20 protein-coding genes and 1 riboswitch are annotated in these 23,193 nt (G+C 31.0%); of the genes, 8 read left to right on the forward strand and 12 right to left on the reverse strand.

Annotated features, from left to right (window positions below; all coding sequences use genetic code 11):
- Together WBG30_RS12280 and fba are read left to right on the forward strand one after the other, a co-directional pair.
- A partial coding sequence (locus tag WBG30_RS12280) for a hypothetical protein (protein ID WP_424504953.1) occupies window positions 1–412 on the forward strand: 412 nt, incomplete at its 5' end.
- Window positions 413–493: 81 nt separating this feature from the next.
- Window positions 494–1,474 (forward strand): class II fructose-1,6-bisphosphate aldolase, encoded by a 981-nt coding sequence (fba, locus tag WBG30_RS12285; RefSeq protein WP_424504954.1) that lies wholly within the window; start codon window positions 494–496, stop codon window positions 1,472–1,474.
- 38 nt (window positions 1,475–1,512) lie between these two features.
- Here the strand turns inward: fba and WBG30_RS12290 are convergent, their stop codons facing one another.
- Window positions 1,513–2,109 (reverse strand): hypothetical protein, encoded by a 597-nt coding sequence (locus WBG30_RS12290; RefSeq protein WP_424504955.1) that lies wholly within the window; start codon window positions 2,107–2,109, stop codon window positions 1,513–1,515.
- A 165-nt stretch (window positions 2,110–2,274) separates the two neighbouring features.
- Between WBG30_RS12290 and WBG30_RS12295 the strand changes: the two genes are divergently transcribed.
- The gene (locus tag WBG30_RS12295; RefSeq protein WP_424504956.1) at window positions 2,275–3,042 is read left to right on the forward strand and encodes a sulfite exporter TauE/SafE family protein; all 768 of its coding nucleotides are present in this window, start codon (window positions 2,275–2,277) and stop codon (window positions 3,040–3,042) included.
- A gap of 42 nt (window positions 3,043–3,084) precedes the next feature.
- On the opposite strand, the gene WBG30_RS12300 is transcribed toward WBG30_RS12295, so the two are convergent.
- Window positions 3,085–5,196, reverse strand: coding sequence for a glutamine synthetase III (locus WBG30_RS12300; protein ID WP_424504957.1), 2,112 nt, complete (start codon window positions 5,194–5,196; stop codon window positions 3,085–3,087).
- 93 nt (window positions 5,197–5,289) lie between these two features.
- A riboswitch (purine riboswitch) is annotated at window positions 5,290–5,387 on the reverse strand.
- 277 nt (window positions 5,388–5,664) lie between these two features.
- Here WBG30_RS12300 and glgB point away from each other — a divergent pair.
- From glgB to WBG30_RS12325, 5 genes are all read left to right on the forward strand, one after another.
- Complete coding sequence (gene glgB / locus WBG30_RS12305) at window positions 5,665–7,560, forward strand: 1,4-alpha-glucan branching protein GlgB (RefSeq protein WP_424504958.1); 1,896 nt, start codon at window positions 5,665–5,667, stop codon at window positions 7,558–7,560.
- A gap of 135 nt (window positions 7,561–7,695) precedes the next feature.
- Entirely contained in the window at window positions 7,696–8,820 is a 1,125-nt protein-coding gene (locus tag WBG30_RS12310; RefSeq protein ID WP_424504959.1) for a glucose-1-phosphate adenylyltransferase, read from the forward strand.
- Between the two features lie 14 nt (window positions 8,821–8,834).
- Entirely contained in the window at window positions 8,835–9,956 is a 1,122-nt protein-coding gene (gene glgD, locus WBG30_RS12315) for a glucose-1-phosphate adenylyltransferase subunit GlgD (RefSeq protein ID WP_424504960.1), read from the forward strand.
- A gap of 54 nt (window positions 9,957–10,010) precedes the next feature.
- Entirely contained in the window at window positions 10,011–11,438 is a 1,428-nt protein-coding gene (gene glgA / locus WBG30_RS12320; protein ID WP_424504961.1) for a glycogen synthase GlgA, read from the forward strand.
- Window positions 11,439–11,459: 21 nt separating this feature from the next.
- Entirely contained in the window at window positions 11,460–13,856 is a 2,397-nt protein-coding gene (locus WBG30_RS12325; protein ID WP_424504962.1) for a glycogen/starch/alpha-glucan phosphorylase, read from the forward strand.
- 47 nt (window positions 13,857–13,903) lie between these two features.
- Here the strand turns inward: WBG30_RS12325 and WBG30_RS12330 are convergent, their stop codons facing one another.
- From WBG30_RS12330 to WBG30_RS12375, 10 genes are all read right to left on the reverse strand, one after another.
- Window positions 13,904–14,575: a phosphate signaling complex PhoU family protein gene (locus WBG30_RS12330; RefSeq protein ID WP_424504963.1), complete on the reverse strand. Its 672-nt coding sequence runs from the start codon at window positions 14,573–14,575 to the stop codon at window positions 13,904–13,906.
- 26 nt (window positions 14,576–14,601) lie between these two features.
- Window positions 14,602–15,366: a phosphate ABC transporter ATP-binding protein PstB gene (gene pstB, locus WBG30_RS12335; protein ID WP_424504964.1), complete on the reverse strand. Its 765-nt coding sequence runs from the start codon at window positions 15,364–15,366 to the stop codon at window positions 14,602–14,604.
- 42 nt (window positions 15,367–15,408) lie between these two features.
- Entirely contained in the window at window positions 15,409–16,254 is an 846-nt protein-coding gene (gene pstA / locus WBG30_RS12340; RefSeq protein ID WP_424504965.1) for a phosphate ABC transporter permease PstA, read from the reverse strand.
- Between the two features lie 21 nt (window positions 16,255–16,275).
- Window positions 16,276–17,154, reverse strand: coding sequence for a phosphate ABC transporter permease subunit PstC (gene pstC, locus WBG30_RS12345; protein WP_424504966.1), 879 nt, complete (start codon window positions 17,152–17,154; stop codon window positions 16,276–16,278).
- Window positions 17,155–17,297: 143 nt separating this feature from the next.
- Window positions 17,298–18,131, reverse strand: a complete 834-nt coding sequence (locus WBG30_RS12350) for a PstS family phosphate ABC transporter substrate-binding protein (RefSeq protein ID WP_424504967.1) — start codon at window positions 18,129–18,131, stop codon at window positions 17,298–17,300.
- A 265-nt stretch (window positions 18,132–18,396) separates the two neighbouring features.
- Window positions 18,397–18,852, reverse strand: coding sequence for a D-aminoacyl-tRNA deacylase (gene dtd, locus WBG30_RS12355; RefSeq protein ID WP_424504968.1), 456 nt, complete (start codon window positions 18,850–18,852; stop codon window positions 18,397–18,399).
- A 35-nt stretch (window positions 18,853–18,887) separates the two neighbouring features.
- A complete protein-coding gene (locus WBG30_RS12360) occupies window positions 18,888–19,694 on the reverse strand; it encodes a Cof-type HAD-IIB family hydrolase (RefSeq protein ID WP_424504969.1) in 807 nt (268 codons plus the stop codon).
- A gap of 108 nt (window positions 19,695–19,802) precedes the next feature.
- Window positions 19,803–21,062: an APC family permease gene (locus tag WBG30_RS12365; protein WP_424504970.1), complete on the reverse strand. Its 1,260-nt coding sequence runs from the start codon at window positions 21,060–21,062 to the stop codon at window positions 19,803–19,805.
- 140 nt (window positions 21,063–21,202) lie between these two features.
- Window positions 21,203–21,901 carry a gamma-glutamyl-gamma-aminobutyrate hydrolase family protein gene (locus tag WBG30_RS12370; protein WP_424504971.1) on the reverse strand — a complete coding sequence of 233 codons (699 nt, stop codon included), beginning with the start codon at window positions 21,899–21,901 and terminating at the stop codon, window positions 21,203–21,205.
- On the reverse strand, window positions 21,902–23,193 hold a 1,292-nt coding region (locus WBG30_RS12375), incomplete at its 5' end, for an APC family permease (RefSeq protein WP_424504972.1). It abuts the gene before it with no gap.

Below are 23,193 nucleotides of genomic sequence, written 5' to 3' on the forward strand. Positions count from 1 at the left end.
TATATTAGTAATAGTAGCAGGTTTGATGATCCTTTCAAACCTGCTATTTAACAAAAATTTAAAAAAATCTATGAAAAGAATGAAGTATGTTTTTCTTTTTTATTTTACTACAGTACTTTTTCAATTACTGATGATTCAAGATGGAGAAGTTATTGTTAAGTTTTATAATTTCTATATCACCTGGAGGGGAATTACCCAGGTAGGGATTAATTTTTTGAGGATCTTTGATATATTGCTTATTTCGTGGCTAATAAATGCACAAAACATTTTTACTGGAAAATTACAAAGGTATAACGAATTAATAGATACGATTATAGAATTAGTTCCAGAGGTTTTTGTTCTGTTTAAGAAAAAAATGAAATTCAAGTCGTTTTTAAGGCATATTTTAAAGCAAATAGAGGGTAAAATATAATCTTTCAAAAGATTGCTTTTATGTATTAAATTTGGTATTATTAAAGAGTAGAAAAACTCAAATATATTAGAGGAGGTAGTTATGAGATATAATTACAAAGATTTAGGATTAGTGAACACTAAAGAGATGTTCGCTAAAGCAAATAAAGAAGGGTATGCAGTACCAGCATTTAACTTTAATAACATGGAGCAAATGTTAGCAATAGTAGAAGCTGCTGCATTAAAAGGATCACCAGTTATATTACAATGTTCAGGTGGAGCTAGAAACTATATGGGGAAACCAGTAGTACCTATGTTAGCTAAAGCTGCTGTTGATGTTGCAAGAGAAATGGGATCAGACATTCCTATCGCTTTACATTTAGATCATGGTTCATCTTTTGAACAAGCAAAAGACTGTATCGAATGGGGATTCTCATCAGTAATGATAGATGCATCTCATCATTCATTTGAAGAAAATATAGCTGAATCTAAAAAAGTTGCAGAATACGCACATGCAAATGGCGTGACTGTAGAAGCTGAATTAGGTGTTTTAGCTGGAATTGAAGATGAAATATCTAACGATGCGCATATTTTCACACAACCACATGAAGTAGAAGAATTCGTAAAGGCGTCTGGTGTAGATTCACTAGCTATCTCTATCGGAACTTCACATGGAGCTCATAAATTTAAGCCAGGAGATGATCCTAAGTTGAAATTAGAGATCTTAGCTGAAATTGAAACTAAGATACCTGGATTCCCTATTGTATTACACGGTTCATCATCAGTACCAGCTAAATTTATTACAATGATAAAAGAATTTGGTGGAGAAATCAAAGATGCTATTGGTATCCCTGATGACCAATTAAGAGGAGCAGCAAAATCAGCAGTTGCCAAAATCAACGTTGATACAGACGGAAGATTAGCATTTACAGCTGGAATTAGAGAAGTATTCACTAATAAACCAGGTGAATTTGATCCTAGAAAATATTTAACACCAGCAAAGAACTACATGAGAGATTTCTATATGCTTAAGATCGAAAATGTATTCGGTTCTGAAGGTGCTTATAAAAAAGGAAATAAATAATTAAATTTAAAAGGAGATAGCAATGCTACCTCCTTTTTTTATCTAGTATTATTATGATAGGTATAGCCGATTTTAGAATCAAGAACTCTTTGATACTGTTTTAATTTACTTTTTTCCTTATTAGGATCTAGAAAAAGTAATGAAAAAAATTCCCAAAGGAAAACCCAACCTCCTACATAAAATCCTTCTATGACTATTTCCCAGATTAGATTGGTAACAGAAATATTTTTTTTTATAATAGAAATTGCAAAGATAAATAAAATACCTGTAATAAAATTTACCATAGCTGTTCTATAAATCCTGTAAAATTCCTTTTTTTTCTTTTTCTGTAGGTATAAAAAATAATGTTTGATTTCCTTGATTCCCTTGGTTTCTTTGGTTAAATCATGGATATTTTGAGGCATATTTATATTCAGTAAAAGGTTATATTTAAAAGGAATATCCTCAATGGAATCCTCTAGGTAGAGAATTAATTCATCATTTAAATCCCTACTTTTAAAAGGTGAAAAATCTAGAGTACTGTAAAGTGCTTCATAGTGATTTACAAAAATATCTATTATATAAGAATTGGTCTTTTTTTCAAATCTAAAAAGTTCATCTAATTTTATTTCATTTTTTAAATTTTTAAAAATCATTTTAACCACCTCATGTTTTTTTATTATTATTTTTTACAAAGTTAAGTAAAAAAATCCTTTTAGGAGTTTTAATAATAACAGCATGAATTAAAGGAGTGTAGATTGACAGAAATAACAGATTAGTCTATCATAGATATACAAATTAATTTATAAGGATGGAAGAAAATGATGATATTATACTTTTGTATTGGACTGTTGGCAACAATTTTTGGATCATTGGTTGGATTAGGTGGAGGAGTAGTTATAAAGCCAATTTTAGACGCTATAGGGACTTATGACCTTACTACTATTGGGATACTTTCTTCCTTTACTGTGTTTTCAATGGCTGTTGTATCTACAGGAAAACAAATAAAGAAAGGATTTAAAGTAGAAAAGAATATGCTAGTAATTGCAACAGGATCAATATTAGGGGGAGGAATTGGCAATTATTTGTTTGGTCTTTTTTTAGAAACCTTAAATAATGAAGGGTTTGCTACTGCTATTCAAGGATTTATATTAGCATTCTTATTGACACTGGTTTTATTCAAAGAAAAGTTTCCAAGGTATCATTTAAAAAATCATATAGTCTTACTTCTAATAGGACTGATCCTTGGGACAATAGCATCTTTTTTGGGGATAGGAGGGGGGCCTATAAATGTAATGGTATTGGTTTTACTTATGAATATGGATATTAAAAAAGGAGCTATAACTTCAATATTGATAATTTTATTATCTCAGTTTACAAAATTAATTTTTATCTTTATAGAAAATGGATTTGGAGGGCATGATCTTTCTATGCTCTATGTAATGATTCCTGGTGGAATTTTAGGAGGTTTTATAGGAGCTCACTTTAACCATAAATTAGCCCATGAAACAATTCAAAAAGTGTTCAATATTGCTATAGTGGCATTAGTAGTTTTAAATATTTATAATGTGATTACTAGTTTAGTATAGAAAAAAGAGCGAATTTCTTCGCTCTTTATTTAAATTTTACACTTATAATTTAAATAATAATTCTTCATAAGTCGGGAATGGCCACATCTTATGCTCTACAACACTTTCTAAATTATCTCCATAAGTTCTTAATTCTTTCATGAGAGGTAATAATTCATCTTTAGTAAAATGAACACTTAGAGTTGTTTCTTCTAATTTTTCTAACTCTTCTAGCTTTCCTTCTAGTTTTTTAGCGGTACTATATAACCCTGCATTATTTTTTAAGATAGTAGTTAAAAGTTCTCTTTGAGTTGATGCAAACTCTGCTCCTAATATTTTAGAAGATTTTTTAATTATTTCAGCTAATTCTAAAGCGTATCTGTTTGATGCTGGATAGATATCTTGGATAGCCATCTTAATCATAACAGCTGATTCAGTTACTATTTGATTATGATAATTGTCAGCATAGATATTGTATCTAGAGATTAATTCTCCTTCAGATAATACTCCATGTCTACCAAATAATTCAATTGTTTCAGGAGCTGTATAATATTCTAATACATCTGTTGTAGATTTTAAATTAGGCAAACCTCTTCTCTTGGCTTCTTCTACCCATTCTTCTCCATAACCATTTCCAGAGAAAATGATTTTTTTATGTTCTTTATATGTTTTAGACACTAATTTTTGAATCCCCTTAGTCTTGTCTTCTATTTCTTCTAATTCATCAGCAAATTCTTTTAATACATCTGCCATAATAGTATTTATCATAACATTAGGAGTAGAAGTACTTTGACTAGATCCAGGCATTCTAAATTCAAATTTATTTCCTGTAAATGCAAATGGAGAAGTTCTATTTCTATCGGTGATATCCATAGGTAGTTTAGGTAAAGAATCTACACCGATTTCTAACTTACCTTTAGTTTCTGATTTTTCATCAGTTTTCTTGAAGATAGTTTCTAATTCATCTCCTAAAAAGATAGAGATTATAGCTGGTGGAGCTTCGTGTCCCCCAAGTCTGTTGTCATTAGATGCACTAGCAGTAGAAAGTCTTATAAGCGGCGCATATTTATCTACAGCTTTTATAACTGCAGCAACAAAAATTAGAAACTGAGCATTTTCTTTAGGATTTTTTCCTGGTTCTAATAAGTTTATTCCGTCGTCGGTAGCCAGAGACCAGTTATTATGTTTACCTGATCCATTGACACCTGCAAATGGTTTTTCATGTAACAATGCCACTAAATCATGTCTGTTAGCTATTTTATTCATCATGTCCATCACAAGTTGATTTTGATCGGTAGCTACATTTGAAGTGCCGTATACAGGAGCAAGTTCAAATTGGTTAGGAGCTACTTCGTTATGTTTTGTCTTGGAAGGAATTCCTAATCTCCATAATTCAGTGTCTAATTCTCTCATGAAAGCAGCTACTCTTTCCTCTATAGTTCCAAAATAGTGATTTCTAAGGTCCTGTGATTTAGCAGCGTTTGCACCAAATAATGTTCTTCCTGTATGAGCTAGATCTAATCTTTTATTAAACAGGTTTTTTTCGACTAAAAAATATTCTTGTTCTGCTCCTAAACATGTAGTAACAGATTTAGAAGTATCATTTCCTAAAATCTTTAAAATTCTAAGTGCTTGATTTTCAACAGCATTCATAGATCTAAGTAAAGGTACTTTTTTGTCGAGTGCCTCTCCTGTATAAGCAACAAAAGCAGTGGGGATATATAACGTAACTCCTGTATTATCACCTTTTAAAAAGGCAGGGGAAGTAGTATCCCAAGCGGTATATCCACGAGCTTCAAATGTAGATCTAAGCCCTCCATTTGGGAATGAAGATGCATCAGGTTCTCCTTTAATTAATTCTTTCCCAGAAAATTCCATGATTATTTGTCCGTCTCCAATAGGGGATACAAAAGAATCATGTTTTTCTGCTGTAAGGCCATTTAATGGTTGGAACCAGTGAGTAAAATGAGTCGCTCCTTTTGCTATTGCCCAGTCCTTCATAGCATTGGCGATTACCTCAGCAATGGAAAGAGTTAATTCTTTTTTTCCATTTTGTACTTCTAAAAATTCTTTGAATACACTCTTTGGTACGCGTTGTCTCAAGGTAGTTTTGTCGAAGCAATAATCTCCATAAATTTCAGGTATACTTTTAGCGGCATTAATAATTTTTTCCATTTGGACCTCCTAAGTTGTTTGAATGTTAATTGCGATTAATTTATAAAAAAACAAGACGTGTTTTAAGCAAAGTGAAAAACAAGCCTCGAGCGTTAGTGGCATAAATTCACTTATAGTGGTTAATTTGTGGTAAACCATAGAAACTCCCAACCATATTATGGGGATATATAAGTTTTGTATTAATTTTAAAAAAGGGGGACAGTGACCTGAAGTCACTATCCCCTGTAAGAAACTATTTTGTTTTTTTTAGGAAGTAAGGCCATTTTTGAAGTGGGGGAAAATTTGAAAGTGCCTAATTTATTAATTTTTTTTAAAATCATTTTTCTTACCTCCAATATTTTTATATGTACCAACTATTTAGATGATTATAACAAAATATTAGGAAAGAAGCAATATTTTTTTGTAAAGATACTAGAGTTGAGGTATACTCCTAATGTACAACAAACTTAACAAACAAAGGGGTTAGTTATGAAATATGAGAAAAAAAATAACGAAATAGAATTCGATGTTCAAATTTTTCACGAAGGTAACCATTTTAACTCATATTCTCTATTAGGAGCACACATAAATGAATGTGGAGTTTGTTTTAGAGTTTGGGCTCCCAACGCTAAGGATCTTTCTGTGATAGGAGATTTTAATAATTGGAATCAAAATAGTCATAAAATGATGAAAATTAATGATTTTTGGGTTCTTCAAATTGATGGGATAAACAAAGGGGATAAATATAAATATGTTGTTGAAACATGGAATGGAGAAAAACTTGTAAAATCAGATCCATATGCATTATATTCAGAATTAAGGCCGAATACAGCTTCTATAGTATGGGATTTAGAAAATTACTCTTGGAATGATTGTGAATGGCAAGAGAACAAGAAATCCTATGAGCCATATAAGAATCCAATGAATATCTATGAAGTTCACTTGGGATCTTGGAAAAAACCTCAGGGAAAGGAGAATTTTCAAACCTATAGAGAATTGGCAGAAGAATTACCTAAATATATTTCTGAAATGGGCTATACCCATGTAGAATTTATGCCTATATCGGAATATCCATTGGATGATTCTTGGGGATATCAGGGAACAGGATATTTTTCAGTAACCAGTAGACATGGGATACCGGAAGATTTTAAGTATCTAATAGATGAATTACATAGATACGGTATAGGAGTTATTTTAGATTGGGTGCCGGGACATTTTTGTAAAGACGCTCATGGGTTATATAAATTTGATGGGACTCCAACATATGAATATAGCAATCCAATATTAGGAGAAAATGAACAATGGGGGACTTGTAACTTTGATTTATCCAAACGAGAGATCCATAGTTTTTTAATATCTAATGCTATTTTTTGGATAAAGGAATATCATATAGATGGTCTAAGAGTAGATGCAGTATCTAATATGTTGTATTTAGATTTTTGCAAGGAACCTAGTCCAGAGTTAAAAAATAAAGATGGTGGAAATCAGAATTTATGGGCAATTGATTTTATGCAAAGATTAAATAAAGGTATACATAAAGAGTTTCCATACACATTAATGATCGCAGAAGAATCTACATCTCGCCCAAATATAACGAAGGGAAAAGATGTAGATGGATTAGGATTTAATTATAAATGGAATATGGGTTGGATGAATGACATCTTGAAGTATATGGAACTTGACCCAATTAACAGAAAATTTCATCATAATCTAATTACGTTTTCTATAGTTTATGCTTTTTCAGAAAACTATGTCTTACCTTTTTCCCATGATGAAGTAGTACATGGAAAAAAATCTCTTATAGAAAAATTTCCAGGTTACTATGTGGATAAATTTGCAAGTTTGAGACTTCTTTTGGGGTATATGATGGCACATCCTGGAAAAAAACTTCTTTTCATGGGTGGAGAGATTGGTCAGTTTTTAGAATGGAGATTTTATGAATCTATCGAATGGCAGTTATTGGAACTTCAAAAACATAGAGAGATGCAAGAATTTGTTAAAAACTTAAACTTTTTTTATAGAAAAGAAAAATCTTTTTGGGAAATTGATCATTCATATGAAGGATTTCACTGGTTAGAAGCGAATAATAATGATTGTGGGATAGTTTCTTTTGTGAGAAAGAGTGAAGATAATGATGAATTTATAGTAGCAATATATAATTTTACACCTGTTCATTATTCTAAACATAAGATGGGAGTGCCTAGATTTGTTGATTATGAAGAGGTATTAAATAGTGATACAAATAAGTATGGAGGAGAAGGTAGGATAAATTCAGAAATAATAAAACCTATATGGGGGACTATAGATAAAGAACTTTGCCATATAGAGATAAATATAGCGCCTCTTTCAGTAATTTATTTGAAGCCAAAATTTTTAAAAAATTAATTTATTTTAATATTATGATTAAAATGAACAATTTTTTATTATATAATGCTTAAAAAGCACTCAATTTAATTGATCGAATGTAAGAAAATCATGATAAGATATTTAAATGTTAAACATTTACAGGAGGGAGTTTAAATGAGAAAAAAAGAGATGATAGCTATGCTATTAGCGGGAGGACAAGGGAGTAGATTGGTTCCTTTAACTTCAGATGTGGCAAAACCAGCAGTTGATTTTGGAGGTAAATATAAAATTATAGATTTTCCATTGAGTAATTGTACAAATTCAGGTATAGATACTGTGGGAATACTTACACAATATAGACCATTTTTATTGAATACACACATAGGAACAGGCTCAGCTTGGGATTTAAATAGTATGCATGGAGGAACTGCAATACTTCCACCATATACAACTCAAGATGGTGGAGCTTGGTATAAAGGAACGGCTAATGCTATCTATCAAAATATTCAATATATAGATAGATATGATCCAGACCACGTACTTATCTTATCTGGAGATCATATCTATAAAATGGATTATAATAAGATGTTAAGAGAGCATAAAAAAGATGGTGCAGATGTAACAATTGCAGCTTTAACAGTGACTTTAGAGGAAGCTAAAAGATTTGGAATAATGAATGTCAAAGATGATAACACAATTTATGAATTTGAGGAAAAACCAGAGAAACCAAAAAGTAATTTAGCATCTATGGGAATCTATATTTTTAAATGGTCGGAATTAAAAAAATATTTAATTGAAGATGAAAAAAATAAAAAATCAGAAAATGATTTTGGTATGAACATACTACCTAAGATGTTAGGTGATGGATTAAAAATGATTACACATCCATTTAAAGGTTACTGGAAAGATGTGGGAACAATAAATAGTTTATGGGAAGCTAATATGGATCTATTGGATGAAAATAATGATTTGAACTTACATACAAATGATTGGAAAATTTATACATCTGGAGAGCCAAAGGGTGCTGCATATTTTGGAGAAAGAGCCAGTGTTAAAAATTCTATGGTAGTAGATGGATGTGAAGTAAATGGCTCAATAAAGAATACAGTATTATTTCCTGGGGTAATTGTTGAGGAAGGTGCTATAGTTGAAAATTCAGTGTTATTTCCAAATGTAAAAATAGGAAAGGGAGTAATTTTAGATAGAGTTATAGTAGGAGAAAATACTAATGTTATGTCTGGAACTCATGTTGGGGATGCTACAATAAAGGTGATACCGCAAAATAAAACTATAAAATAAATTGGGAGGGAATTATGGCAAAATCATATATGGGATTAATACTAGCAGCTCAGGATACTAATGATATTATGGGCCTTACAAAATATAGACCTATTGCATCTATTCCATTTGCAGGAAGATATAGAATAATAGATTTTTCATTGACAAACTTAACTAGAACTGGAATTTCAAATGTAGGAATAGTAGTTCCACATAATTATGTAGGATCACTGAGAGATCATATAAGGGGAGGTCAATTTTGGGACCTCAATAGGAAAACTGGAGGAATATTTTTAATGCATCCTACCATTGACAGTGAAATTGGAAAATCAAATGTAAAAAATTTCAGATCAAATTTAGAATATTTACATAAGAGTAAGGAAAAAAATGTTGTATTATGTTCATCTCATTTAATTGCTAATATTGATCTGCAATCTATTATAGATTCACATGAAAAATCAGGAAGAGATCTTACTATAGTCTATAAAAAAGAAGATGGCGATCTAATGGGTTATAGAGGTTGTACAAGTATAATGTTAAATGAAAATAAAGGAATAGAAAAATTTGGAGTAATTGTAGATTCTCCAGAAAAAGCAAATATATCGCTAGAAATAAAAATTATAAGAAAGGATCTTTTAATAGATTTACTTATGAGCGGGGTACAAAATGGACTTGTAGGAGATTTAAATAAATTTATTGAACATAACGTCTATAAAATTTCTACTAATCTATATGAGTTTACTGGATATACTAAATTCATTGATTCAACAAAAAATTACTTTAGAGCAAATAAAGATATGTTAAAAAAAGAGATTAGAGAGGAGCTTCTCCTAAGTAATGGTGGTATATCTACAAAGATCAATGACACTCCTCCAGCTATATATAAACCAGAGTCTAAGGTCTCTAATTCCCTTATAGCCAACGGTTGTATTGTGAAGGGATCTGTTAAAAATAGTATCATAGGAAGAAGAGTAATTGTAAAAAAGGGAGCGATTATAGATAATAGTGTAATTTTACAATCTTGTGTAATTGAAGAGGGTGTAGAGATAAAAAATGTCATTATAGATAAAAACGTAACAATCAGTAAATATCAAAAAGTAATTGGATCGGAAGAGTTTCCATTGATAATAGAAAAAAAATCACTTTTAGATGGATAACATAATTTTTGCTGGCTCTAATGAGCCAGCATTTTAAGAAAAAAGGAGAACATTATGAAAATATTATTTGTAAGTAGTGAGGCACATCCCTTTGCTAAGAGTGGAGGGTTAGGAGATGTAGCACATTCTCTTCCTAAAGCACTTGTTAAAACAATAGATATTAGGGTGATAATGCCTAAATATACAAGTATCCATGACAGATATCGTAGTGGAATGAAATTGGTATCTAAGTTTACAACTAATGTATCTTGGAGAGAAAAATATGTAGGACTTTATAAGATGAAATACGATAATATTCCTTTTTATTTTATAGATAACGAAGATTATTTTAATCGTCCAAATGCCTATGGATATTTTGATGATGGAGAACGATTTGCCTATTTTGCTAGAGCAGTGATAGATTCCATTGAACACATGGATTTTATACCAGATATCATTCATTGTAATGATTGGCAATCATCTTTAATACCTGTATTTTTAAAAGCATTTTATGGGGAGAAATATAAAGATATAAAAGTGGTATACACCATACATAATCTTAAGTTTCAAGGTGTATACAGTAAGAATACACTCTATGATGTATTAGGTTTAAGTGATTATTATTTTGATGAAGAAAGACTAAAATTTAATGATGCTATTTCTTATATGAAAGGAGGAATTAATTTTTCTGACTATATAACTACAGTGAGTGATACCTATGCCAATGAAATAAAATATCCTTTTTTTGGTGAGGGTCTTCATGGTCTTTTTCAAAAGTTAGATTATAAAGTTAAAGGGATAGTAAATGGAATAGATTATGAAACTTTTAATCCCAGAAAAGATAAGGAGCTTAATACTAAATACGGTATTTCTACAAGGGTTAAAAAGATAAAAAATAAATTGGCTCTACAGAGAGAATTAGGTCTTTTAGAGAGTGAAGATATTCCAGTTATAAGTATCATAACACGACTTACTGGACAAAAAGGTTTAGACTTAATTGCACATATATTAGAAGAATTATTAGTTTTAGATATACAGTTAGTTGTATTAGGAACTGGAGATGTTCAATTTGAAGATCTATTTAGATATTATTCACATTTATATCCATCTAAGTTATCAGCAAATATTACCTTTGATAGTGTATTAGCTAAAAAGATATATGCTGGATCAGATATATTCTTAATGCCATCACTATTTGAACCATGTGGGTTATCTCAATTAATTTCTATGAGATATGGAACTATACCTATTGTAAGAGAAACAGGGGGGCTAAAAGACACTGTCATTCCATATGATGAATTTGAAAAGATTGGAACAGGTTTTGGTTTTAAAAATTATAATGCTCATGAATTATTAGAAACCTTAAAATATGCCCTAGAAGTTTATGAAAAAAAAGATCAATGGGATATTTTAGTTAAAAATGCCATGGAACGAAAAAGTAGCTGGGCAAATGCAGCTAAAGAATATAAGAAAATATATAAAGCTCTAATAAATAAAAAATAGAGGTAAGGTAGGAGTGATAAGATGGACATTACAAAAGAAAGGATCCTATCTGATTTAAAAAAAGTGGCTATGATAATGTTTACAAAGGAATTTGTAGATACATCTAAGGAAGATCAGTATAAGATATTCGCCACAGTTATAAAGGGATATCTTTCAGAAAATTGGTTGGAAAAAAATGAAAATTACAGGATTGGAAAAGAAAAACAGGTATATTATTTTTCTTTAGAATTTTTATTGGGGAAGATGACATCTACCAACATAATTAATTTCGGGTTAGAAGAGTTATGTATAGAAGTTATGAATGAAGTGGGATTAGATTTTATAGGATTTGATAAATATGATGCTGAGCCAGGCCTTGGGAATGGGGGATTAGGGAGATTAGCAGCCTGTTTCTTAGATTCTATGGCATCTATTGGAATTCCGGGACATGGATGTGGAATAAGATATGATTACGGTTTATTTGAGCAAAAGATAGTAAATGGAGAACAGATAGAAGGGCCTGATAATTGGTTAAAAAATGGATTTGTTTGGGAAACTAAAAAAAGTCACCAGTCTAAAAGAATAAGATTTTATGGAGAAATAACTTTAAAAGAATTAGGTGGGTGTTTAACTCCTGTTCATACTGGATATGAAACAATATTAGCTGTTCCTTATGATGTACCTATTGTAGGTTATAAGAATAAAGTTGTAAATAATCTGAGATTATGGAAAGCTCAAATAGAAGGTAATGATTTTGATTTTAATTCTTTTAGTTACGGTACTTTCTCAGAATTAGATGAAAAAAAAAGAAAGGCTGAGGCTATTTCAAAATTGCTATATCCAGATGACACCACTGAAAATGGTAGATTACTTAGATTAAAACAAGAATATTTTTTTGTCAGTGCGGGATTACAAAGTATTATAGAGTATAATTCTAAAAAAGGTATTAAACCAAATGAATTCCCGAATGCTTTTTGTATACAAATAAATGATACTCACCCTGCCCTTTGTATAGCAGAGTTTATGAGGATTTTAATAGATGAAAAAAGAGTATATTGGGATGAAGCTTGGGAAATAACTAAGAAAGTGATGTCTTATACTAATCATACGATATTGACCGAAGCCATGGAAAAATGGGAGATAGATAAAGTTCAAAAATTAATTCCTAGAGTATATATGATTATTGAAGAAATTAATAGAAGATTTTGTGATGAGGTTTATCAAAAGTATGATGATTGGGACAAAGTTATGAACGTTGCTATTATTAAAGACAGACTAATAAATATGGCTCATCTGGCTATTGTAGGTAGTCATTCTATAAATGGAGTTTCAAAATTACATACAGAAATTTTAACAAAAAAAGTACTGAAGAATTTTTATGATTTATATCCAGAGAGATTTAATAATAAAACTAATGGAATAACTCATAGAAGATGGCTTTTGAAGTCAAATAAAGCACTGGCTAAATTAATTGATGGGACCATTGGTTCTAACTGGAAAAATAATCCTAATCTTTTGAATGAATTAATTAATTTTTCAGAAAATAGAGAATTTTGTGGAAAAATAGAGGGAATAAAATTAGAAAACAAAAAAAGACTAGCCGAACTTATATGGAAAGAAACAGGAATAGAAGTAGATGTTAATACTATTTTTGACACTCATGTAAAAAGACTTCATGGATATAAAAGGCAGCTTTTAAATATTTTACATGTAATATACTTATATAGAGAAATACTTGAAAATCCTAATTTTAAAATGCATCCGAAAACGTTTATCTTTTCAGCTAAGGCAGCACCTGGTTATTATTTAGCGAAAAGAGTTATAAAATTAATTAATTCTGTAGGAGAGTTGATTAATAATGACGAGAGAATCAATAAGTTTATAAAAGTGGTATTCATTCCAAACTATAGTGTGAGTAAAGCTCAGATAATAATTCCTGGAAGTGATATAAGTGAACAGATATCCACTGTAGGGATGGAAGCTAGTGGAACATCAAATATGAAATTTATGATGAATGGAGCTTTAACTATTGGGACTTTAGATGGTGCAAATGTTGAGATAAAAGAAGCTGTAGGAGAAGAAAATATATTTATTTTTGGATTAAATTATAAGGAATTAAAAGCAATAGAAAAAAAACACTCCTACAATCCAATAAAATTTTTAAAAGAAAATCCTAAAATAGAAAAAGTTGTAGAAATGCTTAGAGACGGAACTTTTGGAGGAGACTTCTCCAGTATATATAGTCATCTAGTAGATGGAGATAGATACTTTGTTCTAAAAGATTTTAATTCATACTTAAAAACTCATGAAAAAATAGATGGTATTTACCAGGATCGTAATAGGTGGAATTCCATGGTAGTAAAAAACATTGCAAAATCTGGACAATTTTCTAGTGATAATACCATAAGAAAATATGCAGCAGAAATTTGGAAAATATAAAAAAACCTGATTTTTAATCAGGTTTTTTTAGTTTATAATAGATTCCATTATTTTTCAAGTTCCTGTTTTCTTAAATTTTCTCCATTCATAGTATAAATAAGGCCCTTCCCAAGCTGCATAATCTTATCTGATAATCGCTCAAATTTTTTACTTAGGAGTAAAATAATAGATCCCCCTACGATATTTTCAGAGTTTTCTTTCATAAAGTTTATTATCTCATTTACTACTTCTACCCTCATTTCGTCGATCTCTTCATCACAGGCCAAAAGAGTATATATTTTTTTTTCATCTCTTTCTATAAAGGCTTGCATATAGGTTTCAAATATATCGTTAACTTTTTTTGCCATTTCTTCAATTATGTATAGATGTTCTTTTGCACCATTACCGTGTTTATGAAGTTTTCTCATAAGTCTAAGATTATTTTTTAAAAGATCCCCCATTCTCTCTAGCATCTTGACACAGTCTATGAAAGTTAGGAGAGCTCTCAAATCTCTTGCAGCAGGTTGAAACCGAGCTATAGCTTGAATAGAATCCTCTCTTATCTTTACTTCGCAAGTATTGATTCTATCTTCAATTACTTTTGCCTCACCATAGAGTGATTGTATAAATACTCTTTTTTCAAGCATATCCATGTTGATTTTTAAAAGTCTATCTACATTTTTAAACATTCCAATGAACTGTTCTGTTAATTCGTCGATTCTTTCATGAAGATTTTTCATTTGATCCTCCTTATTTTTCTATTCTTCTATCCAAATTTACCAGTTATATAATCCTCTGTTTTTTTATTATCAGGATTAGTAAAGATCTTATCTGTTTTATTAAATTCTTCTACTATACCTTGATAAAAAAAACCGGTATATTCAGAAATTCTAGCTGCTTGTTGCATATTATGAGTTACTATGATTATTGTATAATCTTTTTGAAGTTTTCTTATTAGTCCTTCTATCTTAGCTGTGGAGATAGGGTCTAGTGCAGATGTAGGTTCATCCATTAAAAGAATCTCTGGCTTTACCGCAATGGCTCTTGCTATACAAAGTCTCTGTTGTTGTCCACCTGAAAGTCCTAGTGCAGATTGATGCAGTTTATCTTTTACTTCATCCCACAGGGCTACTGCTTTTAAACTTTCTTCTACAACATCATCTAGTATTTTTTTATTTTTTTCACCGTGAAGTTTTGGACCATAGACAATATTTTCATATATAGTCTTTGGGAATGGATTTGGTTTTTGAAAAACCATTCCAATTTTTTTTCTGAGTTCAACAATATCATATTTTTTACTAAAAATGTCATAACCATCTAATTTAATCTCACCTTCGTATTTTGAGATGTCTATGAGGTCATTCATCCTATTTACTGATCTTAAAAATGTAGATTTTCCACATCCAGAGGGGCCTATGAGAGCTGTTACTTTATTTTTATAAAAATCCATATTAATATTTTTTAAAGCTTGAAATTTACCATAATAGAAATTAAAGTTTTTTACTTCTAATCTAATTTTATTCTTTTCCATTTTATTCCTCCTAAAATTAAAGCTGTATGAAATATATGAGAGCTATTTTTGTTTATTAAATCTTGTTCTTACATATGCCCCTAACAAATTAAACCCTACGGTTATTCCTACTAAGACAAATAATGTTCCATCCATATTAGCTTTTGGCATATTAGGAACTTGGGTAGAAATTACATAGAGGTGATATGGTAGTGTCATAGCCTGATCCCATATGCTTTCAGGTAGAAACGGTAGATAGAATGCTGCTACAGTAAACATTATAGGAGCTGTTTCTCCTGCTGCTCTAGATATACTCAAGATAACTCCTGTGAGTATCCCAGGTGATCCTGCAGGGAGGACTACTTTCCATGTGGTTTCCCATTTTGTAGCACCTAGCGCTAGAGAAGCTTCTCTTAAGTGGACAGGAACCGCTAATAGAGACTCTCTTGTAGCGGTAATAATTACTGGTAGGCACATTATTCCTAAGGTAAGTGAACCGGCTAGAATAGAAGCTCCCATCCCCATATATATTACGAAGAATGCCATCCCAAAAAGTCCATATATGATACTAGGGATTCCAGCTAAATTGACTATTGTAAGGTTTATAGTTCTTCTAATCCAATTGTCTTTTGAATATTCTACAAGATATACTCCCGTGAGTATCCCAAATGGTACTGAGACAACTATAGTTCCTAGTGTTAGGTAGAGACTTCCTATAATAGCTGGTAAAATTCCTCCTCCTCTCATCCCATCTTTTGGAGCTTGACTTAAAAATTCCCATGAAATAGCAGGAACTCCTGTAAAGATTATATATCCTAAGATAAGAACTACTGGAAGTATAGAAAGGAGTCCTACTGTTTTTATAAAACTCTCTATTATTTTTTCTCCTTTTCCCTTGAGTATGCTCATTATTTATCTCCTTTTAATATTTTATTTTCCCATTATTTTTCTGGATTTATGTATAAAGTGGTCGGCTATTGTATTTGTGGCAAAACTGATAGCAAATAATACAAGAGCTACTGCGAAAAGTGAGTAGTAATGAGTACTTCCCTGAACCACTTCTCCCATTTCAGCAGCAATAGTAGCAGTTAACGTTCTTACTGGTGAAAGTATACCAGAATTTAAGATAGGGGCATTACCTGTCACCATAAGAACTGTCATGGTTTCTCCTATAATCCTTCCGAACCCCAACATAATTCCAGCAAATATTCCAGGAAAAGCAGCAGGTAAAATAATTTTAATAATTGTTTCTAATTTATTTGCTCCTAATGCCAAAGACGCTTCCTCATAAGACTTGTCCAAAGCTCTAATAGAATCATCGGAGATACTCACCATTGTAGGTATAGACATAAATGCTAGCAATATCCCTCCTGTAAGTGCCGTAAGACCTGTATTTAATCCAAAGAACTCTTTAATAGGAGTAGAAAGAACATAAAGGCCTATATAACCTAGGACTACGGAAGGTAAAGCTGCCATAGTTTCGATAAGAACCTTGAGTCTCTCTCTAGTTTTAGAAGTTGCATATTCAGCTATGTATATGGCTGTAATAAGACTCAGGGGTACGGAAATACCCAGTGCTACCAAAGTCACCCAGAAACTTCCCATAAATAATGGTAATAATCCATATTTATCAGATAGAGAGATCCATTCTCTTCCTAAAAAGAAATCTCCTATTGGAAAATGTGTGAAAAATTTTATGCTGTTTGTAAAAACAAAGAAAAATATTAAAAATACAATTATTATATTAAATCCCGCTATTCCGAAGATACTGTTCTTCATAAGTAAATCTTTTGTTTTTCTTATATTCATTATTTTGTCTCCTTATTTATAATTATTATCTTAAATTTATAACCGATATTTGCTTTCAGTTATAAATTTAAAATAATAGAAATTTTATTATAATCCCTGCATTTAAGCAGGGATTATTTAATTATTTATCTATTTTATTTGAATTATTTAGCTGGAACAAATCCTTCTGATTTTACAATTGCTTGTCCCTTTGGAGATAGAGCAAATTCTACTAATTTAGCTTCATCGCCTTTTCTATCTGCATCAACGTACCAGTAAACTTCCCTTGCAATAGGATAGCTTTTATCTGCTACATTTTGGAAAGTAGGTTTTATTCCATCAACAGCTACTTCATTAACAGAATCTTCCATATACCCCATACCGATATACCCTATAGCATATTTATTAGATTTTACTTCTTGAAGTATTGCTTGATTCGAAGGCATGTATAATGTTTTAACTCCATATTCTTTATCACTTTCTTTTTTACCATTTCTGACAATTGCCTCTTTGAAGTAAGAGTGTGTTCCTGAAGAAGAATCTCTTGATAAAACTACAATTTCAGCGTCTTCTCCTCCTAATTCATTCCAGTTAGTAATTTTTCCTTCGAAAACTTTTCCTAATGTCTTATCATCTAAGTCTGCTACTTTGTTGTCATGATTAACGATAACTGTTATTCCATCAAATCCAAGTACGATCTCCTCTAAGTTGATACCACTCTCTTTAGCTTTTTGTAATTCCTTTTCCTTTATAGATCTAGAAGCCATTGCAATATGAACTGTTCCATTTAATTTTGCCGCTATTCCAGTTCCAGAACCTCCTCCTGTAACTGCAATTCTTGCTCCTTCATTTTCTTTCATGAATTCTTCTGCAATAGCTTGAGTTGTATTTAAAATTGTATCTGAACCCTGTAATTTGATTACTTCTGATTTAGTTTTACCCTCTCCACACGCCACGAATAGTAGTAATGATGCACCTAATAATATTTTTTTAAACATTTCTTAACCTCCCTAATTTATTTATTTCTTATATTTAGAAGTTTACGATATCTGTGTAAAACTAATATCTATATAGGGTAAAGATCATGTAAAAATAAAATCACAATGTAAAGTTACTGTAAAAAAAGAATATGACGTTACATATAAATGAGTATCTCAAGGTTATTAGATTATGTAATGGTTTTTAATAACTTATATGATATCCTTAAGAAGTTTAATTTTCTATAAAAAAAAAGCTATCCCAAGATAACTTTTTCGAAATGTTCTATCCCCTAAGTCTTGCAGGAGAATCGATTACCAAAGTAACTGGACCATCATTTAAAAGATCCACCTTCATATCAGCACCAAATTCACCACTTTCTACGTGGACTCCTAATTTTTTACATCTATCTATAAACTCTTCATACATAGGAATAGCTTTTTCTGGTCTAGCAGCATCTGTAAATCCTGGTCTTCTTCCTTTTTCACAGTCACCATAAAGGGTGAATTGTGAAACAATTAGGAGACTTCCGTCTACATCAGTCAAAGAATTATTCATTTTTCCATCTTCATCTTCAAAAATTCTAAGTCCTATAACCTTGTTAACCATCCATTCTAATTCCTTCATATTATCATCTACATGAATACCTAATAATAGTAATAATCCATTGCCTATTTTTCCAATTATATTTCCTTCTACTTCTACACTAGCTCTTGAAACTCTCTGTAAAACAACTCTCATCCTATGATTCCTCCCAATGATTTTAGTAAAATTTATTATTTTTTTATTTTAAAAATTTCTTCTAATTTTTTAGCTACTCCATCATCTGCGTTATTCCCAATTACTTCTAGATGTGGTAATTTTTCTTTAAGAATATCATTACCGTTTTCCATGATAAATCCTTTTCCGACTAGATCTAACATCTCTAGATCATTTAATCCATCACCAAAGGCTATTGTTTCTTCAATTTTGAGATTTTCTAATTTTAAAAGCTCAACTATAGCGGTTGCCTTAGAAACGTCTTTGGCCATTACTTCCAAACAGACAGGGAGTGACATAGTTACATTAAGTTGATTAGGGTAAAGTTCTTTGAATTTAGCTTCTAATTGTGACATGACCTTTGGATCTTCATGGAGATAAAAGAATTTAGTGATTTTAGTATTTTTTAAGTCTTTAAAATTAGCTAAAGTATAAGTGAATCCTGATTCACTATGAAAATCTTCAATCCATTTAGCTTCTTTTTCTGTATACCAGTGATCCCCAGCATATAGATTGCTATAAATGTCACTATCAATTTTCAAATCTAATATTTTTCTTGATATAGATAGTGGGAGGTCTCTAGCCAAGATCTCTTTATTTTGTTTGTCATGAACTCTTGCTCCATTAGAGGTAATCATAATACTATCAAGGTCTAATATCTTTTTTATAGACAAAACGTCAGTATGATGTCTTCCAGTTGCAATGAAAAATTTAACTCCACTATCTATAATAGATTTAATAATTGTTTTAGTATAATTTGAAATTTTATGTTCTGAATTTAAAAGTGTACCGTCCAAATCAGAAATAACTGCCTTATATTTCATGAGTATAATCTCCTTTTTTATTATTATTATATCATAGATTGACATTAAAAAGTCAGTCCAATAGTTGAAAAAAACTGTGTTTAAAATATATACATATTACTGAAATATTTATTTATTATTATCATGGCTATAAAAATATTTTCCAATGAAAAAAAATATCAAAAATACAGTAATTATGTAAATTAGATAATTGTAAAATAAGATACCTGTAGTAATCAAGGCTATAATAGGAACTAGATATCCCCCTGGTAAGGTTAAAGAACCTTTAATACCTCGCTTTTTAAATATGATGACAGCTATACACGTAAGTAGGTACTGAGAAATTCTTGAAAATACAGAAAATGAAGCTAAGGTATTAAAATTTCCAATAAGGATTATAAGTAACGAAAGTCCCCCAGTAAGTAGAATTGCAGCACCAGGAGTACCATATTTATTTTTTATAGAAAGAAATTCCGGCATTGTATTTTTTTGAGATAGAGCTACTATAGATCTTGGGCTTGTAAATGAAGCGGCTATATTGATACCGATAATAGAAACTATTATCCCTGATGAGAAAAAACTTCCTCCAAGAGGACCCAAAAGAAGATAGGCAGCATTAAATATATGATATGAATCTGGTTCTATATTTTTTCCTGAAATTCCTAGGATAGAAAAAATTAGGATAAGATAAAGTGTTATTATACCAATCATCACAATGATGATTCCCTTGGGTAAATTTTTAAGGGGAGCTTTCATATCTCTAGCTGCTACTGCAATTGATTCAAAACCTGTAAATGCATAGAATAGTATTAAGATAGGGTCTACAAAACCTGTTATTAGTACTTTAGGTTCTCTCGCAATAAAAGTAAGATTACTTTTACCTATATATTTAATACCTATAAAAACAAATAATAAAATCGGAACCATCTTTCCTAGAGTAACAATATTATTTAAACTCTTTGTTAACTCCACACCTAAAAAATTGATGTAGGAGAGGGTTATAATTAAGAGTCCAGCAAGTATTTTTTCAATATAAGGGATATGACCTATATCTAAAAAAGCCACCAAAAGATCTGCAAAAGCAACAGCCATAGTTGCCCATGCAAGAAAAGAGATGATCCATTTCATAAATCCTACCTGAAATCCCATGAACTCTCCCATGGCTTCCCTAACGTATATGTAGGGGCCTCCATAACCCTCAAAAATTCCTGAAGCTTCTGCAAAACAAAGGGATATAGAAAGAACAGTGGCAATAACAATAAGTGTAGGGAAAACACCTTTTTCATTTAATGCTATATAAAAACTCCCAGGGAGGAGGAAGATTCCAGATCCTAGAATGGTATTTATTCCAAGTAAGATAATACTCCAAAAACCAAATTTATTTGTCACCGTCTATCCTCCTTGTATAAAAATTAATGTTGATAATATTTTAAATAGTATATCATCTGTATCTTTAATTTAAAAGAGGGATCTCGTTTAGAAGAACCCTCTATCTGAATGTTTTTTTTGATTATCTATAGTTATTGTTATTATTTAACTAAAAAGTTAAATATATTTTCCATCTCATGATTTCCTTGAGCAAACATCATTTCAGGATGCCATTGGATACCTAAGATTTTATTTGTTCCATTAGATTCATAGGCTTCAATTATTTTATCCGAAGAAGATACTGCTGAAGCTACGAGGCCCGCCCCTAATTTGTTAATACATTGGTGATGTACAGAGTTGACTTTTTGTTTTGTCCCAATGAGAGTAAAGAGAGTAGAGTCCTTTTTAATATCAACGAAATGAATAGGTTCATGGTGATTTGACCTTTGTACATGTTGTATATTAGTTTCACCGTAATATTTGATATCTTGATGTAATGAACCACCAAAATATACATTTATTATCTGCATTCCTCTACATATTCCTAGAATAGGGATATGTTTCTCTAATGCTGCTTCTATAAGGATAAAATCAAAAGTATCTCTTTTGGTGAAAGGGACCTCAGTTTCCTTTGTAGGCTCTTCGTTATATAAAAAAGGATTTACATCGATACCTCCAGTCATAATTAAGGCATCTATCTTATCAATATATACTTTAGCAACCTCTTTTTTATCAGTTATTGGTAAAATTAACGGTACAGCACCAATTTTATCAATACATGTAGAATAGTGATCAAAAACATAATCTCTGTTAAAACCATCTAAAAGTTTTTTATTTCCTGAAATACCGATTACTTTCATCTATTGTGCACCTCTCAATGTCTCTTTTTTATCTGCGTTTTCCATTCTTTCTTTAGAGAACTTATAGAATGGAGCGACAACAACTAACCCTCCTAAACCATAAACAATTTTATGAGGAGTAGCTATACCTGCTTTGATTAATAATATTATACTTACAACTAGAGCAATAACAGGAATAATTGGTCCAAATGGAATGGTAAATCCATCATGCTTTATACCATTATCTTTATCTCTTTTTCTAAAGATTAAAATAGCTGCACAAGTAGGGATATATTGAATAAATCTAACGATAACACCAATAGATGCAAGGACAGTAAAGCTTCCACTCATTGCTAGTACTATAGTTCCAATAGTAGATGCTAGAACGGCATTATAATGAACCCCTTTACTATTAGTTTTTAAGAAAAATTCAGGAACAAGACCAGTTTCGGCTAAAGCTACGCCAGATTTTGTAGAAGTATAAGAACCAGCCATATTTATTCCTATTATTGATACTAATATACCTGCCATTATAAATGATTTTCCAGCACTTCCTAAAAGGACACCGGCTGCATCTGCAACAGGAGCCTTACTAATAGCAAGAGATGGCCCTAGCACTTTCATACAGATTAGTAGAATAGCAATATAAACAGTTGATACAATTATCATTACTACAACGATAGCCTTAGGAAGATTTTTTTGAGGATTAATCATATCTCCAGCTGCTATACCTATAGCTTCAAAACCTGTAAATGCAAAGAAAAATAATATAGCGGCTTCTACTAAGGTATTTCCATTAGGTGCAGCTATAGTAACAGTTTCGGCTAAAGTTGTTGTATCAACCTTACCAAACATGAAGATACCTGCAAAGATAAATAAAACTAATGGGATTAATTTTCCAAGAGTAACTATATTATTAACTATTTTAGAAGACTTAACACCCATTAAATTAACTACAGTCCAGAAAAGGATACTGAAAATTGCAATAGCCATTTTACCAAAAGAAGTGTCAAACATTGGGAAAATTAGAACAATTCTATTTGCTAAAAATACTGCAAATGTAGCCCATCCGATAATACCCATAAGCCACTTCATAAGTCCTACTTCATAACCAAAAAATGTTCCAAAAGCTTCCTTAGCATAGATATAAGGGCCTCCATTTACTTTAAAACGACCAGCTGCTTCTGCAAAACATAGAGCAATAGAAATAACTAATAGTGCGTCAAAAATAATAACTCCCACACTAGCCTCACCAATCATAGCATAAGCTTTATTGGGTAATCCAAAAATCCCCGTACCAATTATACAGTTGA

The organism is Psychrilyobacter sp. (genome assembly GCF_049671765.1).
Taxonomy (GTDB): domain Bacteria; phylum Fusobacteriota; class Fusobacteriia; order Fusobacteriales; family Fusobacteriaceae; genus Psychrilyobacter.

Excerpts from the sequence above, each read along its gene's own strand:
- WBG30_RS12325 (WP_424504962.1), top strand. The coding sequence starts at position 11,460 with ATGGACATTACAAAAGAAAGGATCCTATCTGATTTAAAAAAAGTGGCT.
- WBG30_RS12370 (WP_424504971.1), bottom strand. The coding sequence starts at position 21,901 with ATGAAAGTAATCGGTATTTCAGGAAATAAAAAACTTTTAGATGGTTTT.
- pstA (WP_424504965.1), bottom strand. The coding sequence starts at position 16,254 with ATGAGCATACTCAAGGGAAAAGGAGAAAAAATAATAGAGAGTTTTATA.
- fba (WP_424504954.1), top strand. The coding sequence starts at position 494 with ATGAGATATAATTACAAAGATTTAGGATTAGTGAACACTAAAGAGATG.
- glgD (WP_424504960.1), top strand. The coding sequence starts at position 8,835 with ATGGCAAAATCATATATGGGATTAATACTAGCAGCTCAGGATACTAAT.
- WBG30_RS12330 (WP_424504963.1), bottom strand. The coding sequence starts at position 14,575 with ATGAAAAATCTTCATGAAAGAATCGACGAATTAACAGAACAGTTCATT.
- pstB (WP_424504964.1), bottom strand. The coding sequence starts at position 15,366 with ATGGAAAAGAATAAAATTAGATTAGAAGTAAAAAACTTTAATTTCTAT.
- pstC (WP_424504966.1), bottom strand. The coding sequence starts at position 17,154 with ATGAATATAAGAAAAACAAAAGATTTACTTATGAAGAACAGTATCTTC.
- WBG30_RS12290 (WP_424504955.1), bottom strand. The coding sequence starts at position 2,109 with ATGATTTTTAAAAATTTAAAAAATGAAATAAAATTAGATGAACTTTTT.
- WBG30_RS12295 (WP_424504956.1), top strand. The coding sequence starts at position 2,275 with ATGATGATATTATACTTTTGTATTGGACTGTTGGCAACAATTTTTGGA.
- WBG30_RS12350 (WP_424504967.1), bottom strand. The coding sequence starts at position 18,131 with ATGTTTAAAAAAATATTATTAGGTGCATCATTACTACTATTCGTGGCG.
- WBG30_RS12310 (WP_424504959.1), top strand. The coding sequence starts at position 7,696 with ATGAGAAAAAAAGAGATGATAGCTATGCTATTAGCGGGAGGACAAGGG.
- glgA (WP_424504961.1), top strand. The coding sequence starts at position 10,011 with ATGAAAATATTATTTGTAAGTAGTGAGGCACATCCCTTTGCTAAGAGT.
- dtd (WP_424504968.1), bottom strand. The coding sequence starts at position 18,852 with ATGAGAGTTGTTTTACAGAGAGTTTCAAGAGCTAGTGTAGAAGTAGAA.
- glgB (WP_424504958.1), top strand. The coding sequence starts at position 5,665 with ATGAAATATGAGAAAAAAAATAACGAAATAGAATTCGATGTTCAAATT.
- WBG30_RS12300 (WP_424504957.1), bottom strand. The coding sequence starts at position 5,196 with ATGGAAAAAATTATTAATGCCGCTAAAAGTATACCTGAAATTTATGGA.
- WBG30_RS12360 (WP_424504969.1), bottom strand. The coding sequence starts at position 19,694 with ATGAAATATAAGGCAGTTATTTCTGATTTGGACGGTACACTTTTAAAT.